Annotated in this window: 15 protein-coding genes and 1 pseudogene; 7 read left to right on the plus strand and 9 right to left on the minus strand. The window is 59.6% G+C overall.

Annotated features, from left to right (window positions below; all coding sequences use genetic code 11):
• A pseudogene (locus ACIREA_RS13675) lies at positions 1–214 on the plus strand (DUF1015 domain-containing protein); the annotation flags it as partial.
• A gap of 113 nt (positions 215–327) precedes the next feature.
• Here the strand turns inward: ACIREA_RS13675 and tilS are convergent.
• Positions 328–1,290, minus strand: a complete 963-nt coding sequence (gene tilS, locus ACIREA_RS13680) for a tRNA lysidine(34) synthetase TilS (RefSeq protein WP_397382835.1) — start codon at positions 1,288–1,290, stop codon at positions 328–330.
• Positions 1,291–1,380: 90 nt separating this feature from the next.
• On the opposite strand from tilS, the gene cobA reads away from it, so the two are divergent.
• The gene (cobA, locus tag ACIREA_RS13685; RefSeq protein WP_397382836.1) at positions 1,381–2,928 is read left to right on the plus strand and encodes a uroporphyrinogen-III C-methyltransferase; all 1,548 of its coding nucleotides are present in this window, start codon (positions 1,381–1,383) and stop codon (positions 2,926–2,928) included.
• Positions 2,929–2,946: 18 nt separating this feature from the next.
• Here cobA and ACIREA_RS13690 read toward each other — a convergent pair whose 3' ends face one another.
• From ACIREA_RS13690 to ACIREA_RS13700, 3 genes are all read right to left on the minus strand, one after another.
• Positions 2,947–3,366 (minus strand): HNH endonuclease, encoded by a 420-nt coding sequence (locus ACIREA_RS13690; RefSeq protein ID WP_397382837.1) that lies wholly within the window; start codon positions 3,364–3,366, stop codon positions 2,947–2,949.
• Between the two features lie 4 nt (positions 3,367–3,370).
• The gene (locus ACIREA_RS13695) at positions 3,371–3,592 is read right to left on the minus strand and encodes a hypothetical protein (RefSeq protein WP_397382838.1); all 222 of its coding nucleotides are present in this window, start codon (positions 3,590–3,592) and stop codon (positions 3,371–3,373) included.
• A gap of 63 nt (positions 3,593–3,655) precedes the next feature.
• Positions 3,656–4,087, minus strand: a complete 432-nt coding sequence (locus ACIREA_RS13700; protein WP_397382839.1) for a MarR family winged helix-turn-helix transcriptional regulator — start codon at positions 4,085–4,087, stop codon at positions 3,656–3,658.
• Positions 4,088–4,395: 308 nt separating this feature from the next.
• On the opposite strand from ACIREA_RS13700, the gene ACIREA_RS13705 reads away from it, so the two are divergent.
• Genes ACIREA_RS13705 through ACIREA_RS13715 form a run of 3 tightly spaced genes read left to right on the plus strand, consistent with a single transcriptional unit; the run spans position 4,396 to position 5,715 of the window.
• A complete protein-coding gene (locus ACIREA_RS13705) occupies positions 4,396–4,818 on the plus strand; it encodes a hypothetical protein (RefSeq protein ID WP_397382840.1) in 423 nt (140 codons plus the stop codon).
• The gene (locus tag ACIREA_RS13710; RefSeq protein WP_397382841.1) at positions 4,815–5,012 is read left to right on the plus strand and encodes a hypothetical protein; all 198 of its coding nucleotides are present in this window, start codon (positions 4,815–4,817) and stop codon (positions 5,010–5,012) included. The genes ACIREA_RS13705 and ACIREA_RS13710 overlap by 4 nt, the downstream gene beginning before the upstream one ends.
• 16 nt (positions 5,013–5,028) lie before the next feature.
• Positions 5,029–5,715, plus strand: coding sequence for an HPP family protein (locus ACIREA_RS13715; protein ID WP_397382842.1), 687 nt, complete (start codon positions 5,029–5,031; stop codon positions 5,713–5,715).
• Between the two features lie 55 nt (positions 5,716–5,770).
• On the opposite strand, the gene ACIREA_RS13720 is transcribed toward ACIREA_RS13715, so the two are convergent.
• Together ACIREA_RS13720 and ACIREA_RS13725 are read right to left on the minus strand one after the other, a co-directional pair.
• Positions 5,771–6,469: a hypothetical protein gene (locus ACIREA_RS13720; protein WP_397382843.1), complete on the minus strand. Its 699-nt coding sequence runs from the start codon at positions 6,467–6,469 to the stop codon at positions 5,771–5,773.
• Between the two features lie 134 nt (positions 6,470–6,603).
• Positions 6,604–7,704 (minus strand): transporter substrate-binding domain-containing protein, encoded by a 1,101-nt coding sequence (locus tag ACIREA_RS13725; RefSeq protein ID WP_397382844.1) that lies wholly within the window; start codon positions 7,702–7,704, stop codon positions 6,604–6,606.
• Positions 7,705–7,802: 98 nt separating this feature from the next.
• Here ACIREA_RS13725 and ACIREA_RS13730 point away from each other — a divergent pair, with 98 nt between their 5' ends.
• On the plus strand, positions 7,803–8,690 hold the full coding sequence (locus tag ACIREA_RS13730) for a YgfZ/GcvT domain-containing protein (protein WP_397382845.1): 888 nt from the start codon (positions 7,803–7,805) through the stop codon (positions 8,688–8,690).
• A 106-nt stretch (positions 8,691–8,796) separates the two neighbouring features.
• Here ACIREA_RS13730 and ACIREA_RS13735 read toward each other — a convergent pair whose 3' ends face one another.
• Together ACIREA_RS13735 and ACIREA_RS13740 are read right to left on the minus strand one after the other, a co-directional pair.
• Positions 8,797–10,110 (minus strand): hypothetical protein, encoded by a 1,314-nt coding sequence (locus ACIREA_RS13735; protein ID WP_397382846.1) that lies wholly within the window; start codon positions 10,108–10,110, stop codon positions 8,797–8,799.
• A 120-nt stretch (positions 10,111–10,230) separates the two neighbouring features.
• On the minus strand, positions 10,231–11,526 hold the full coding sequence (locus tag ACIREA_RS13740; protein ID WP_397382847.1) for an acetylxylan esterase: 1,296 nt from the start codon (positions 11,524–11,526) through the stop codon (positions 10,231–10,233).
• 103 nt (positions 11,527–11,629) lie between these two features.
• Here ACIREA_RS13740 and ACIREA_RS13745 point away from each other — a divergent pair, with 103 nt between their 5' ends.
• A complete protein-coding gene (locus ACIREA_RS13745) occupies positions 11,630–12,652 on the plus strand; it encodes a phosphodiester glycosidase family protein (RefSeq protein ID WP_397382848.1) in 1,023 nt (340 codons plus the stop codon).
• Here the strand turns inward: ACIREA_RS13745 and ACIREA_RS13750 are convergent.
• On the minus strand, positions 12,630–13,302 hold a 673-nt coding region (locus tag ACIREA_RS13750), incomplete at its 5' end, for an FAD-dependent oxidoreductase (RefSeq protein WP_397382849.1). The genes ACIREA_RS13745 and ACIREA_RS13750 overlap by 23 nt on opposite strands.

A 13,302-nucleotide genomic window follows, 5' to 3' on the forward strand; every position in this document is an offset into this window, starting at 1 on the left:
CAAGCGCATCGACTTCATCGGCGGCATCCGTGGCACCGCTGAACTGGAAAAACTGGTGAACGCCAAGGAACACACCGTCGCCTTCTCCATGTTCCCCACCACCGTCGATCAGCTCATGGCCATCTCTGACGTCGGACAGATCATGCCCCCCAAGAGCACTTGGTTTGAGCCCAAGCTCCGCAGCGGCCTGTTTGTGCACACGCTGGAGGGCTGAGCCAAAGTAGTTAACAATTTTAGTTCGTTCTGGAAAAGTACTCGTGAGCTTTAGCTCACTCTGGATGGCGCGTGCCATCTCCCAGAACGAGCTAAAGCTCTGGACTACTTTTATCACTCCACCCACATCCGCTTCGCCTTCCGCCGCAGGTGCCTGTCCCCCGGCAGATTGATCTTCGCCCCTCCATCCGGGGCCAGCATGCCCATCGCCGCTTCAATGACATCATGATCGATGCCCGGCAGTTCCCACGCCTCGCGCAGCCACAGCGCAAACACCCGTGACGACACCGCCGGGTGCAGCGCCAGCAGTTCAGGCGTGATCACCAGAGAGCGATCCTCCTTCACCCGCCCATCCGCCATCAGAAACGCCAGGGCCTGGCGCTGCAGCGCGTCATCATCCTGCTCCGCCAGCGAGCCCAGCCGCAGCACCTGCGGCACCACGTCACGGTCAAAAATACCGTTCAGCAGCGGCAGCGCCTCATGCCGCAGCCGGTTCCGCCGATGCTTCGGCGATGTGTTGCTCGAATCTTCCCGAAACTTGAAGCGCTTGGATTTCAGATACGCATCGATCTCGCTGCGCCGCACCTGCAGCAGCGGGCGCACCAGATGCAGGCCCGTGTCCAGCCGCTGCACCGCATGAATGCCCGCCAGCCCGGCCAGCCCCGTGCCACGGCACAGATTGGCAAAAATCGTCTCCGCCTGATCCTCAGCATGATGCGCCAGCAGCACGACCCACACGTCATATTTCTCTGCCATGCGCAGGAAAAACGCATGCCGTGCCTCACGCGCCGCCGTCTCGGTCGAAACACGGCTTTTCTCCGCCAGCGCCGCCACATCCTCCGTCTCGATCTCGCACTTCAGCCCCAGCTTCTTCGCCATGCGTCGCACAAACGCCGCATCGTCGATCGATTCCTTGCCGCGCAGACCATGGTTCAAATGGCAGAGAATGAGCTGGGTGAACCCCGCCTCCCGCACCAGATGCATCAGTGCCACCGAGTCCCGCCCGCCAGAGATCGCCAGGAGCACAGGTTCAGCAGGATCACAGGCAGCAGGCAGATTTAAGAGGATGGCAGGCACGGTTGGCATCCTTAACGATTTAACCTCGACCGCCGATCAGTAAAAGGGAATCCGTCATCCATCCTTGCAGTAAGCCGTGGTTTCGACACCTTGAGCGCCCCCTTTCCCACCATGGCCACCAAGAAAACCACCCCTGGCATCTGTTATCTCGTCGGCGCCGGTCCCGGCGATCCCGGACTTCTCACGCTCAAAGGGAAGGAATGCATCGAGGCCGCTGACGTCCTCGTTTACGACTACCTCTGCAACCCCGAGCACCTGCGCTACGCCAAGGACGGTGCGGCCAGCATCTACGTCGGCAAGAAGGCCGGCGACCACACGCTCTCGCAGGATGAAATCAACAAGCTCATCGTCAAGCTCACCACCGAAGGCAAGACCGTCACGCGCCTGAAGGGCGGAGATCCCGTGCTCTTTGGCCGTGGTGCCGAAGAAGCCGCCGAGCTCTACGAAGCCGGCGTGAAGTTTGAAATCGTCCCCGGCATCACCTCCGCCATCGCTGGCCCGGCGTATGCCGGCATACCGGTCACGCATCGTTCGCACGCCTCCCAGCTCACCATCTTCACCGGCCACGAAGACCCGACGAAGCCCGACACCTCTCTGAACTACGCCAAGCTCGCGCAGGCAGACGGCACCAAAGTCTTCCTCATGGGCGTGGAGCGCATCGAAGAAATCACCCGCGAATTCCTCAAGCACGGCGCCAATCCGGAAACCCCCGTCGCCCTCGTGCGCTGGGCCACTCACAGCCACCAGCAGACCCTCGTCGGCACCCTGAGCGACATCGCCGCCAAGGTGAAAGCCGCAGGCTTCAAAGCACCCGCCGTGGCCGTCATCGGCGACGTCGTCACCGAGCGCCCGCAGTTGAACTGGTTTGAAGACCGCCCGCTCTTTGGCAAGAGAATCGTCGTCACCCGCACCCGCGCGCAGGCCAGCGTGCTGAGCAAGCAGCTCTCCGTCCTCGGTGCCAACGTCATCGAAATGCCCACCATCCGCATCGCCCCCGTGGAAGATCAGCTTTCCTTCGGCGAGCTCGTGCAGGACTGCCACACCTACGACTGGATCATCTTCACCAGCCCGAACGGCGTGGACGCCTTCTTCACCATGTTCGACAAGCTCTACAACGACGCCCGCAGCATCGGTGGCGTGCGCATCGCCTGCATCGGACCCGGCACCGCCGAAAAGGTGAAGGCCCGCCACCTCGCCGTGGACCTCATGCCCGACAAAAAGCACTACGTCGCCGAAGGTCTCGTCAAAGCTTTCAAGGACCATCAGGACATGGACAACGTGAAGGTCCTCTGGGTCCGCGCACAGGAAGCGCGCGAAGTCATCGCCAACGAACTCAGCGGCATGGGTGCCATCGTCGATGAATGCGAAGCCTACCGTACCGTCGCCGAGACCGAGGACAACCTCGAAGCTCTCGCCCGCCTCAAAGAAGAAGGCGCCGACATGATCACCTTCACCAGCGCTTCCACCGTCGAGCATTTCCTCAACCTCAAAGTCGCCCTGCCCGAAGGCATCAAGATCGCCAGCATCGGCCCCGTCACCAGCGCCGCCATCAAAGCACGCGGCCTCAAGGTCGATGTCGAAGCCAAAGAAAACAGCATCCCCGGCCTCGTCGCGGCGATTGAGAAGTTTTGGAAGTAGGGCGGATTTTCGGCGATTTCACAGGTGGCCAGGCGGCGGATGTCTCCGCAGCCTTTTTTCGAACGTGCGAATGATCTGATGCTCGTCGCTGTTCAGATTCAAAGCCTCGACTGTAGCCCTGCCAATAGCCGTTATGCCTTTCAAGCGGAATCCCATCAAGCGAAAATGATGATTCCAGGAATGCTCACGGGGATGAAACAGTCGCGCAGAGCGCCCGCTGTGGGGATCACGAGCATTCTGCCGCGCTCCTTTCCGCAATGAGCAGTGGATGCAGGCCAGTGCAAGATTCTCCATGTTGGACATGCCTCCTGCCACTTGCGGTATTACATGATCGACATGAAACGTGGCCGCCTGACCGATTTGCGACAATCCGCAGTATTCACAGCGATGCTTTGCCCTGCGGGCCACACGCTTGCGCAGGCTGACAGGGATGGACATTCGCTCAGTCCTTCAACGCTTTAACCTGCGCACCCAGTTTCAAAATCGACAAGGTCGTGGCCATCTGTACCAGCCCCTCGGCCTCCTTCTTCTCACCAGAGGTGAGCCTGCCTTTGCGACCTTGCTCATCGAGTAGAAACTGCAGCCGTGCATCCAGCGCCTTGGGGAAACGCAGCTTGGCCAGCTTGGTCGGCATTGGCACCGTGAGGTGAACAGTTCGGCTCATGATGGGAGGATGTTAAGGCATCCTTCAAATGTCGCAACGCTTTCGTGAATGCGGCAGCCCCCCTCAAGCCCCCGCATCCCCCTGCCCCAGTCTCTGCAGCAGGCTGCTCAACTCCGGCCCAATCAGCCGCAATTGCTCCCGGTGCATGGATGAAAGCTCCTCCAGCATGCCCTCTCCTCGCGGGGTGAGGCTGATGTGCACCTGACGCCGATCCTCTGCCGAGGCATCGCGCTCCACCAGATTCTCCAGCACCAGTCGGTCGATCAACCCGACGGCGCTGTGATGTTTGATCTGCAGCCGTTCCGCCAGCTCCCCCACCGTGACCCGGTCTCGGCCAGGATAGCCTTTGATCGCCAGCAGCGCCTGATGCTGCTGCGGTGTCAGCCCCGCCTCACCTGCGGCATCTTCACTGAAACGAAGGAACGTCCTCAGCGCGAAGCGAAACGCCGCGAGGTTTTCATACTGAGATTTGGAGATTGGCTTGCGTCTGGGCATGCCGTCGTGTGCAGCATTTTCGGGGCCATCCTTGTTTGACATATGTCGCATTACGATATTATTCCCAAGATGCCAGTCCAACCAAGCCTGACAGACCACATTGTGTCTCCATGCCCGGACCACAACCTCGTTGCGGATCATTCTCTCTCCCGTTCTGCCTGCGGCCTCAACATTCGAAGGTTGTCAGCCAATCAGAGCTGAAGCGAAGCCATCCCCCTTCTCCACCATGCTGCTCATCACCAAAGCACTGCTGATCAAGCTACTCATCGCCGCGAGTGCCGGCAGTGTCATCTACGCCCTCTGCTGACATGCCACGTTTTCACTGCTTCCGTGATGCCTTGTTCCTGATCGCCTGCATGGCCTACGGCATCAACCGCTGCTTCATCAAGCCCCATGCACTGCCGGGTTTCATGATGTTTCACTTCAATGACCTCTGGCTCATCCCCTGCGCGTTGCCCCCCGTGCTCTGGCTGCATCACCGTCTGGGGCTGCGTGCGCAGGATGGGCCACCGCAGCCGCGCGAGATCGCAGGACACCTCGTGTTCTGGTCCCTGCTCTTCGAATGGATCATACCCAAACTCACGCACTCATCAGGAGATCCCGCCGATGTGGCCGCATACGCCCTCGGTGCCATCATCGCCGGTTTGTGGTGGAACCGTCACCGCTGGCTCGCAGCCATCCGCATGAGCCTCTCATCCCCCTGCCAATCCTCAATCACTCCCTCCCCATGAAACCATCTTCACCCACCGATTTGACGCCTGCAGAGAGTGCTTCAGAGGACACCGGCGCAGAGGCCTTGCTCGCCTGGCTTCCCGATCTCGCGCAAGCGCAGGAGATCGAAGACGAGCCTGCGAGCTTTGCCAGCCCGCCATGTTATCTCGCCCAATTTTCCGACGCTGACTTCGCTGACGAAACCGCCAAATAAAAAAACACCCCCGTCAGTGCCCCTTCCCAAACTGCGCCACTGGCTCGGCATCGAGCTAATCGAAGTCAGCTTCACTGAAAAAGCCGTCTCCGTCCTCGGCGGCGGACTCGCCATTCTCGCGCTGATTGCCATTTCCACCTACGCCCTCCCCTCAGGCGGTGCGGCCGCTCTCATCACCTCCATGGGTGCCAGTGCCGTGCTGCTCTTTGGAGTGCCTCACGGCCAGCTTTCCCAGCCATGGCCTGTCATCGCCGGGCATGGTATCTCCGCGCTCATTGGCGTCGCCTGTGCGCAGTGCATCCCTCACCCCGCCATCGGCGCAGCCTGCGCCGTCGGCCTCGCCATCGGGGCCATGCAGCAGCTCAAATGCATCCACCCGCCCGGCGGAGCCACTGCCTTCACCGCCGTCATGGGAGGCAGTGCCATCCACCAGCTCGGTTTCAGCTTCGTGCTCTTCCCCGTCCTCACCAATGCCCTCGTCATGGTGCTGCTGGCCGTGCTCATCAACTACGCCTTCCATTGGCGGCGCTACCCCAACGCCTTCCACCATCCCGTGCAAAAGCCCAGCGCACCCCCGGATGAATCACTGCCCACTCACGAGGAAATCATCGCCGCCATCCGCTCCCTCGACTCCTTCGTGGACATCAGCGAAGACGATCTCCTCCGTCTCTTGGAACTGCTAAAATCTCATTCAAAACACTGAAGGCACGGAATCACCCATCAAACTCCGGCTTCCGTGTATTCAGTGCATTCCGCAGTCAACTTTCAGCCTCTTCTCGCCTCTGCGTCATCACCGTCACCACCAGAATGAAGAAGCACATCACCACAGAAAACAGCGGAAACTGCAGCGCCGCAGGCAGGCTGTAAACAAGGGCCAGCGCAGGGATCCACACCAGCCAGTTCGTGATGAGCACCGTCGGGCAGGTGCGCGTCCAAAATTCGCGGTTCAAGGTCGGCCGCGTGCGTGCCCAGGAGCCGCCCAGCTCCACCCAGCGCAGGGCGATCACATAGGTGGGCACAAACCAGATCGGGCTCATGATGAACTGATCCACCAGCACCTTCTTCACCAGCGTGGCGGCATCATGCGCATCCCCAAACATCCAGGTCTGGAAGTGATAAAACAGATCAATCTCCATGCCCCGATAGCCCCAGAACAGCATGAGCAGCAGCAGACGCTTTGATCCTCCCTCCTTCGGCAGTGTGCCCATGATCCGTTGAATGCCCGTGGGCATCAGCGCCGCAGCAAAAATGGTGGAGACACAGGAAAAAGCGAAGGACCAATGCGTCTTGAACGCGCCCAGCGACTCCCAAAAACCCGCCAACGCCGGCACCTGGTAGTAGCTGACCACCAAGGCCACGGCGAACGCATTCAGCACCAGGCATGGCACGCGATTCTGCCGAAACACCGCCACGATGGTGGCAAAGATACCGGGAGAGGATGTGGGAGTGGCGGACATGCGGCGCGTCCCTGTTTCATGTCTGCGGAAGGCAGAAATGGCAAGCAGCTTGATCACACAAGCCTGATCAGCACCCAGCAAAAGAGCGACAGCTTTGGGCCGTCGCTCTTTCGTGAATTACAAAGGATCAGGCCTTATTTGTCCTCGCCGAAGTACTTCTTCCGCAGTTCGTTACCGACGCCTTGCTCGGTGAGTTTCAGGAGGCCTTGATTCAGGCTCTCACGCAGTGTGCTGTCCTGCTGCAGGGCGAAGGAGTAGTTCTGACGCTCGAACACAGGGCCAACCATCTGCAGATTTTCGTCATTCAGTTTGCCGGCTTCGTATTGCAGCACGGGTGCATCGTAAACGACTGCATCCACATCCTTACCCTTCAAGGCGGCCACGCATTCGGTGACGGTGGCATAGGGCACCACTTTGGCCCCCTTGGCGGAGAGCCAGGTTTCGGTGGTGCTGCCCTTGACGGTGGCCACTTTGCGGCCGGGCAGATCGCCTGGGCCATTGATGTCGCCCTTGAGGGTGTTGACGGTCAGGGTGGTGGTGAAGGAAGCGGTGAGCAAGGAGACCAGCACGATGCTCAGCAGCATCCAAACGATAGCCACGATACGACCACCGACGCCAACGGGGCCTTTGTTGTCAGCGCCACCGACGAGCAGCGTGCTGATCGTCCACCAGAAGGACTCCAACATGCCCTTCTTGTAATCTTCCGGCCATTGGTCGCCGTTCAACGGATGCTCAAAGCGCCAGACAAGGTGGGAGATGATGAGCATCGTCACCATGAGCAGGGCGAAAGCGCCGATGAGCTCGACGTTGAAGAGATTGCCGATGAGGGAGAAGATGCTGTCAGCAAAGCTGCCGCTGCCGCCATTGACCAGCACCTGCAGGCCTGACTCATAGAAGGGCTGGGTGAAGTCGATGACCTCTTCGCGCTTGGCCGTGACGCTGATCGCACCCACGCCCACATCCGCCGTTTTGTTCTTCAGCTCATCGATGATTTCAGCTGCGGTGTTCACCACCTTGACCTCGTAGTCCAGCTTCGTCTCACGAGCCAGCTGGTCCCACAACTCTGCGGCATAACCCACACGACGACCATCCTTTTCGAAGGAGAATGGCTCCAGGTTGCGAGTGACGACGCGGACCTTGCCTCCCGCTGGTGCAGCAGCCGGAACCTGTGCAGCGGCCTCCGGGACAAGACTGAAAATGGAAACAGTAGAAAGGAGCAGTAAAAGTGTACGCATGTGAGGAGCACCGACACTGCCGCACCACCGAGTTGAGTCAATACAATCCCTCGACTTTGCCAGCTTGCGACGCCGCACAGTCTGCTCATTCATAAGGTATGACCGCCGATTTCTTCCAGCAGATCACCACCCACGGAGCCGCCGTGAATCTTTCCTCACGCGCAAAATTCAAGCTCACCGGAGCCGACCGTACGCGCTACCTCAACGGTCAGGTCACCAACGATATGCGCCAAGGCAAATCCGATGAGTCACTCTATGCCTGCGTGACGGATGTGAAGGGCCGCATCGCTGCTGATGTGTTTGTGCATGCCGAGGGCGATTCACTGCTGCTGGACGCCGAACCTGATCTTCGCGAGACGCTGGGCATGCGTCTGGAGCGCTACATCGTGGCCGATGATGTGGAGCTCTCCGATGTCACCGAGGAATGGCAGCTCTGGCACGTCTGGGGTGGTGCAGACGCCCCTGCCCGCATGGACAACGTTCATTGTGCGCAGGATTGCCCGCATCACATCCTGCACTCGACACGCTACGGCGCAGAAGGCCTCGACATCTGGCTTCCCGCGTCGGCAGGCGTACCCACTTTCGAATCACTCCCTATCTTGACCGACGCCGACCTCGAAACCTGGCGCATCCTGCAAAAAATCCCCCGCTGGCCGCATGAACTCAACGCCGAAACGTTTCCACCGGAAGCAGGCCTCGAAGCCAGGGCCATGAATTTCACCAAAGGCTGCTACATCGGCCAGGAGGTGCTCTCACGCATCAAAACCACCGGCAAAATGCCACGCGAGATGATCGCCTTCGAATCCGACGTGGCTGTGAGTGCAGGCGATGAACTCTGGATTGAAAAGGTCGTCGGCAAAGTCACCAGCGTTGCCACACATCCCGCCACCGGCCAGACCATCGGTCTCGCCATGATCCGGCAGGGATCAGCCCCGGACGCCTTGCATGTTGGCAGTAGTACAGGACCGCTGCTCACAGGCCTCTGACCACGGCAGTCGCCATTCGTTGCAGGCGGCTCACCCATAAAAAAGCGCATGGTCCGGAGACCATGCGCTCAAAATTGTTTCAGGAAGAAACTCTCAATTCGAAGGATTATTCTTCGCAGCAGCCGCCGTCGTCGCAATCGGCAGCGCCGTCGCAATCGTCGTCGTCGCCGTCGTCTTCTTCTTCCTCTTCTTCATCCTCGTCTGCGTCTTCTTCGTCGGACTCGCCGTCGCCGTCGTCGTCGGTGTCTTCTTCGTCGCTGACGCCGTCGTTGTCGTCATCTTCATCTTCTTCGTCGTCGATGCCGTCGCCGTCATCGTCGTCTTCGCAGTCAGCAGCTTCGTCAGCGAGGGACTGGTCGTCGTCTTCGTCATCCTCGTCCTCTTCCTGCTCTTCATCGATCTCTTCTTCGTCTTCCTCGTCCTCTTCCGTGGCGGATTCTTCCTCGTACGTTTCCACAGACTCCTCATAGGAGGAGACTTCGGTCACGCTGATGGAGGTGCTGATGGAGGTGCTTTCGTAGTAGCTGCCGTAGTTGGAGATGCTGGAGTCATAGTAGTTCCAGCCGTCATAGTAGTTCCAAGCCGATCCACCAAAGATGGAAGTCAGCACATTGACGAAAGGTGTGAGCTTGCCCCATGAGGACTGGTAGTAGTCCGGGTAGTAGGACCGGGAGATGTTGCCATAAGCACCCATCGAGTTTCTCAGGCGGCCGGTCTGGTACTGATACTTCGCATAGGTGCCGCGGTCCGTGCCCTGGATGCCCAGAATCTTCGTGGCCAGGCTGATGAGGTCGGCGATCATGCGATGCTGGTATGATTTTGGCTTCGCAGCAGCTGCAGCCTGCTTCAAGTTGCCGATGAGCTCTTCCATCTTCGGGCCTGCGCCCTCAATTTCAGCGAGTTCAGCGTCAGTGAGCTTACCCTTTTTGCCGCCTTTTTTCAGGACTGCAACGGAAGGGCCGAAATGGCTGAGGTACATTTCATAAGCGGCATCAAGGGATTTCACACCACGTCCCACTTGGGACTTCGGATGTCCACCACGGATGATGGCCCAGGTGGTGGAAAGCTGTGTCACTCCTTCACCGGTGGTGTCCAGGCCTTTGAGCATCTCAGGACTCTTGTCTGCAATGCCTTTTTCAAGCTTATCGAGCCCCTTCGCGGTGGACTTCAGAGCAGCGTAAAACGGCACCGCCTGCTTGGACTTCGGATTGATGTCCTTGGAATTCTTGGCGATGAAGGCGACGGAGGCCTTCATGTCTTTCACCAGAGATGCGGCCGTGGGCGCGGCACCTTTCTTATTCTGGGCAGGCTTACCCTTGGCTTTGGCCTCCTGGCCCTGAAGTGGCAGACCAGAAACGCCCAAAAGGCTGAGACTGGCGATAAACGCGATGGATTTAAACAATGGGAGTCTGGATGTCATAGGCAGAGCCTTGATTCTACCCTCGCCAAATCTTTATGACACCCTTTTTTGCGTTTTTTGAAAGAACCACGTTCTTAAAAACGCACATTTAGCGAATACGTGGTGGTGAGCACCACTTAATCACTTAAGCCTATTCTCACGCACATGCTTCAGGGCCGCCGCCTGCATGAACTTGCTGGCCGCTGGTGTGTTGGTATGCCCTGCGAGAATGTCATTGTGGATCTGCTTGGGAACCGTCAGGGCGTTGTAGGTCGCGTACACGCTGGTCGGCGGGCAGGTCGTATCGATGAAGCCCACAGTCACCACCGCGCCCTGGCACTTCGCACGGATGGCGAAGTTGACGTTGTCAAAATAACGCGATGCCTGCAGCGCGGCCGCGTTCGGTTTGCCCTCCACATCACTGGGCACGATCTTCGGCCAGCCGCTGATGCGATTAGCCTGGCTGCCGGTGTGGTCACAGCCCGCCGGCACCCCGGCGCAGATGAATGAGACTCGTTGATCCAGCCCCGCCGCCGCAAAGGCCTGAAAGCCCCCCTGGCTGGAGCCATACACAATCAGCGTCTCCCCATCCCACTCCGGCTGCGCCGTGAGGAAGTCGATCGCACGAATCAGGCGCAGGAACATGCCTTTGAAGTAAATCTTTTCGCGGTCCTGCGGGTTCGCGTTCGGATAGCCCTTCAGTTCACCCGCCGTCAGCGCGTCATAGAACTCCTTCGGCTTCCCATTGGGCAGACCGTGTGCATTGATGTCCATGGAGAGCATTCCGCCTTCGTTCAGCGCCCAGGAAACGCTGCCGAGACTCGAACTGCGCACTCCAGCCCCGTGCACATGCAGGATCGCCGGCAGAGACTTTGCCTTGGCCTGCAACGGTTTGCCAAAGTACCCGCTCACCGGTTTGCCCAGACAGTCGATCTGCACATCAAAGGCCGCCACGCCCTTCGGCACGCCAGCCGTCACAGGCGTCAGCACCGCCTTCGCCGGCACCTGCGCCAGCGCCGCCTTCTGGGCATCCCAGAACGCATCAAAATCCTCCGGCACCTGCATGCTCGGCTTGAGCAGCAGCGGATCATAGCCCGCAGCCGCCATGGTCGAGGCCTTGTCACTCGTGGCACGCATGAGCAGAAAGCCGGGTTCGTCCAGTTTCCCAATGAGTGTCGCTTTGCCGTCCTTCACATTCAGTGTCTGGGGCGGTTGCGGCTGCACCCCATCCTTGGAAAGCACGCACACCACCTTGCCATCCGCCAGCGGCTTGCCGTCATGCAGGGCCTCGATCGTGAAGGTGGCCGTCTCGCCAACTTTGTACAATGCATCGGGATGATCTGTGCTGGCCTTCAGCGTCAGTGCCGGAGCGGGTGTCTGCGCCTGCAGACCGAGGGAAATGAGAAGCCACAATGCGGAGAACAGTTTCAATTTCATACCTCCAAAGTTCGAACAGGGCCGGGCCCGAATCAATCTTCATTCATCGGCATGACATCGGCTCTTGATCGTTACTCACTGTTCTCCATGCTGCCACACCCCCATGATTAGAAAACGCGGATGCCTCAAGCTGCTTCTGCTGCTCGCCCTTGCCGGCGCGCTGCTGGCCTGGCTTGCTGGCGAGGTCTTTTTTAATCTGAACAGCAATCTCGTCGCCGTCAGCGTGCGTGAATCCAAAGCGCCGCTCCAGATTCTCACCAAGCGCGGCGAGTGGAAACCCGCCGTCGCCCTGACCGCCGGAGATCTCGACGCCGCCCTCATCGAGCGCCATCGCGAGACCGGCATGCGCTGGGCCACTCTCAAGGTCCGGCGCGCAGGCGGCACCCTGGCCAGCATCGCCCAGCGTGTTTTCGGGGCGGAGGTCCAGGTCGTCACCCTCTCCGCGGATCGCTTCGATTTCATGACCACCTTCCAGCCGAAGTTTGCCCTCACCACCGCGCGCGAGCGCATGGAAGATGGCAATCTCTGGTTCGCCATCACCGCCAATTTCCGCGATCCCAAAGGCCGCCCCATGGGCTGGGTCTATCACGAGGGCCGTCAGGTCAATCAGCCCTTCGGCGACTGGAGTGGCTGCTTCTTCGTCAAAGACGGCCGCCCTTGGTGCGGGCCCAAGTCGCTCCTCAATGAAGTCCCCGGTCTCATCCAGGAAGGCTGCCAGGTCTATCCCTCCGTGATGAAGAACCACACCACCTTCGCCTACGTGGACCTCAAGCCCGACGAGTTTTTCGACGGCTCCAAAATCAGCTACCGCTCCCTCGTCGGCATGCGCAGCGACGGCACCATCGTCTTCGTCCTCTCCGGCGACGGCGGTGTCATGAACGTCAGCGAAGTCACCGAGATTGCCCGCAAGCTCAACGTCCAGCACGCCACCCTCCTCGACGGCGGCCGCGCCCTGCAATACTCCATCCGCACCGACGACGGCCCCTGGCACTTCCACGCCTTCAACACCGAACTCCCCTTTCAACACAAGTGGCTCGAACGCCAGCGCTCCCCCGTCTACATCGGCGTCCGCCGCAAGGCTCCGGTGATTATCGATGGTGCTTCTAGTTTCCTGTCTCCGCCTTGAGCTTCTTCACCCAGTCCGGGTGCTGCTTCTTGTACGCTTGAAACGCGGCATGCTCCGCCGTTGAAATCTTTCCATCCTTGCTGGTGTCGATAAAAGGAAACAGCCACTCCCAGCCGGGCTTGGCTTCGTTCCATGCTTCCTTGGACTCCCACTCCCCAGCCTCCACGCCATTTGCTTGTCGTAAGACAGGGCCTGTCCAGGCGAGGATCTGTCCGCGTTCAAGGAGGCGGCTGCGGAGCTTCGTTGCATCAATTTGCTGCACCGGCACACCTTCATGGATGGACTGAGCCGCAGCCACACCGGCGGATTGCCCCATCACGCAGAATACCGGCTCCATACGCGCTGATGCATAGGCGATGTAGCTGGCAGAGAAGCAAACGGGCACGAGCAGATTACTGCAGTCTTCCGCCTTCGGCGTGATCGCCCGATACGGAATGGGATAAGGATGCCCCGTGCCTTGGGAGCCGCCAATAAACATGTTGCCTTCCGTTGCCACGCCCATCTTCCCGGTGCTGGGATCTGCCACGGCGTAACGACGCACCGGATAGATGTCCACACCGTAAAGCGCCAGCCCAACGCTGTCCTCCACCTGCGTCTTGTTCCACACATCCGCCAGAGTCAGAACATAGGGTCCCTGCATCCGCCATGAG

Origin of the sequence: Prosthecobacter sp. (genome assembly GCF_044373815.1) — a bacterium.
Classification (GTDB): Bacteria; Verrucomicrobiota; Verrucomicrobiia; order Verrucomicrobiales; family Verrucomicrobiaceae; genus Prosthecobacter.

Coding starts and splice junctions, on each gene's coding strand:
- ACIREA_RS13690 (WP_397382837.1), bottom strand. CDS start 3,366: ATGTCCATCCCTGTCAGCCTGCGCAAGCGTGTGGCCCGCAGGGCAAAG.
- ACIREA_RS13695 (WP_397382838.1), bottom strand. CDS start 3,592: ATGAGCCGAACTGTTCACCTCACGGTGCCAATGCCGACCAAGCTGGCC.
- ACIREA_RS13700 (WP_397382839.1), bottom strand. CDS start 4,087: ATGCCCAGACGCAAGCCAATCTCCAAATCTCAGTATGAAAACCTCGCG.
- ACIREA_RS13705 (WP_397382840.1), top strand. CDS start 4,396: ATGCCACGTTTTCACTGCTTCCGTGATGCCTTGTTCCTGATCGCCTGC.
- ACIREA_RS13710 (WP_397382841.1), top strand. CDS start 4,815: ATGAAACCATCTTCACCCACCGATTTGACGCCTGCAGAGAGTGCTTCA.
- ACIREA_RS13720 (WP_397382843.1), bottom strand. CDS start 6,469: ATGTCCGCCACTCCCACATCCTCTCCCGGTATCTTTGCCACCATCGTG.
- ACIREA_RS13725 (WP_397382844.1), bottom strand. CDS start 7,704: ATGCGTACACTTTTACTGCTCCTTTCTACTGTTTCCATTTTCAGTCTT.
- ACIREA_RS13730 (WP_397382845.1), top strand. CDS start 7,803: ATGACCGCCGATTTCTTCCAGCAGATCACCACCCACGGAGCCGCCGTG.
- ACIREA_RS13735 (WP_397382846.1), bottom strand. CDS start 10,110: ATGACATCCAGACTCCCATTGTTTAAATCCATCGCGTTTATCGCCAGT.
- ACIREA_RS13740 (WP_397382847.1), bottom strand. CDS start 11,526: ATGAAATTGAAACTGTTCTCCGCATTGTGGCTTCTCATTTCCCTCGGT.
- ACIREA_RS13745 (WP_397382848.1), top strand. CDS start 11,630: ATGATTAGAAAACGCGGATGCCTCAAGCTGCTTCTGCTGCTCGCCCTT.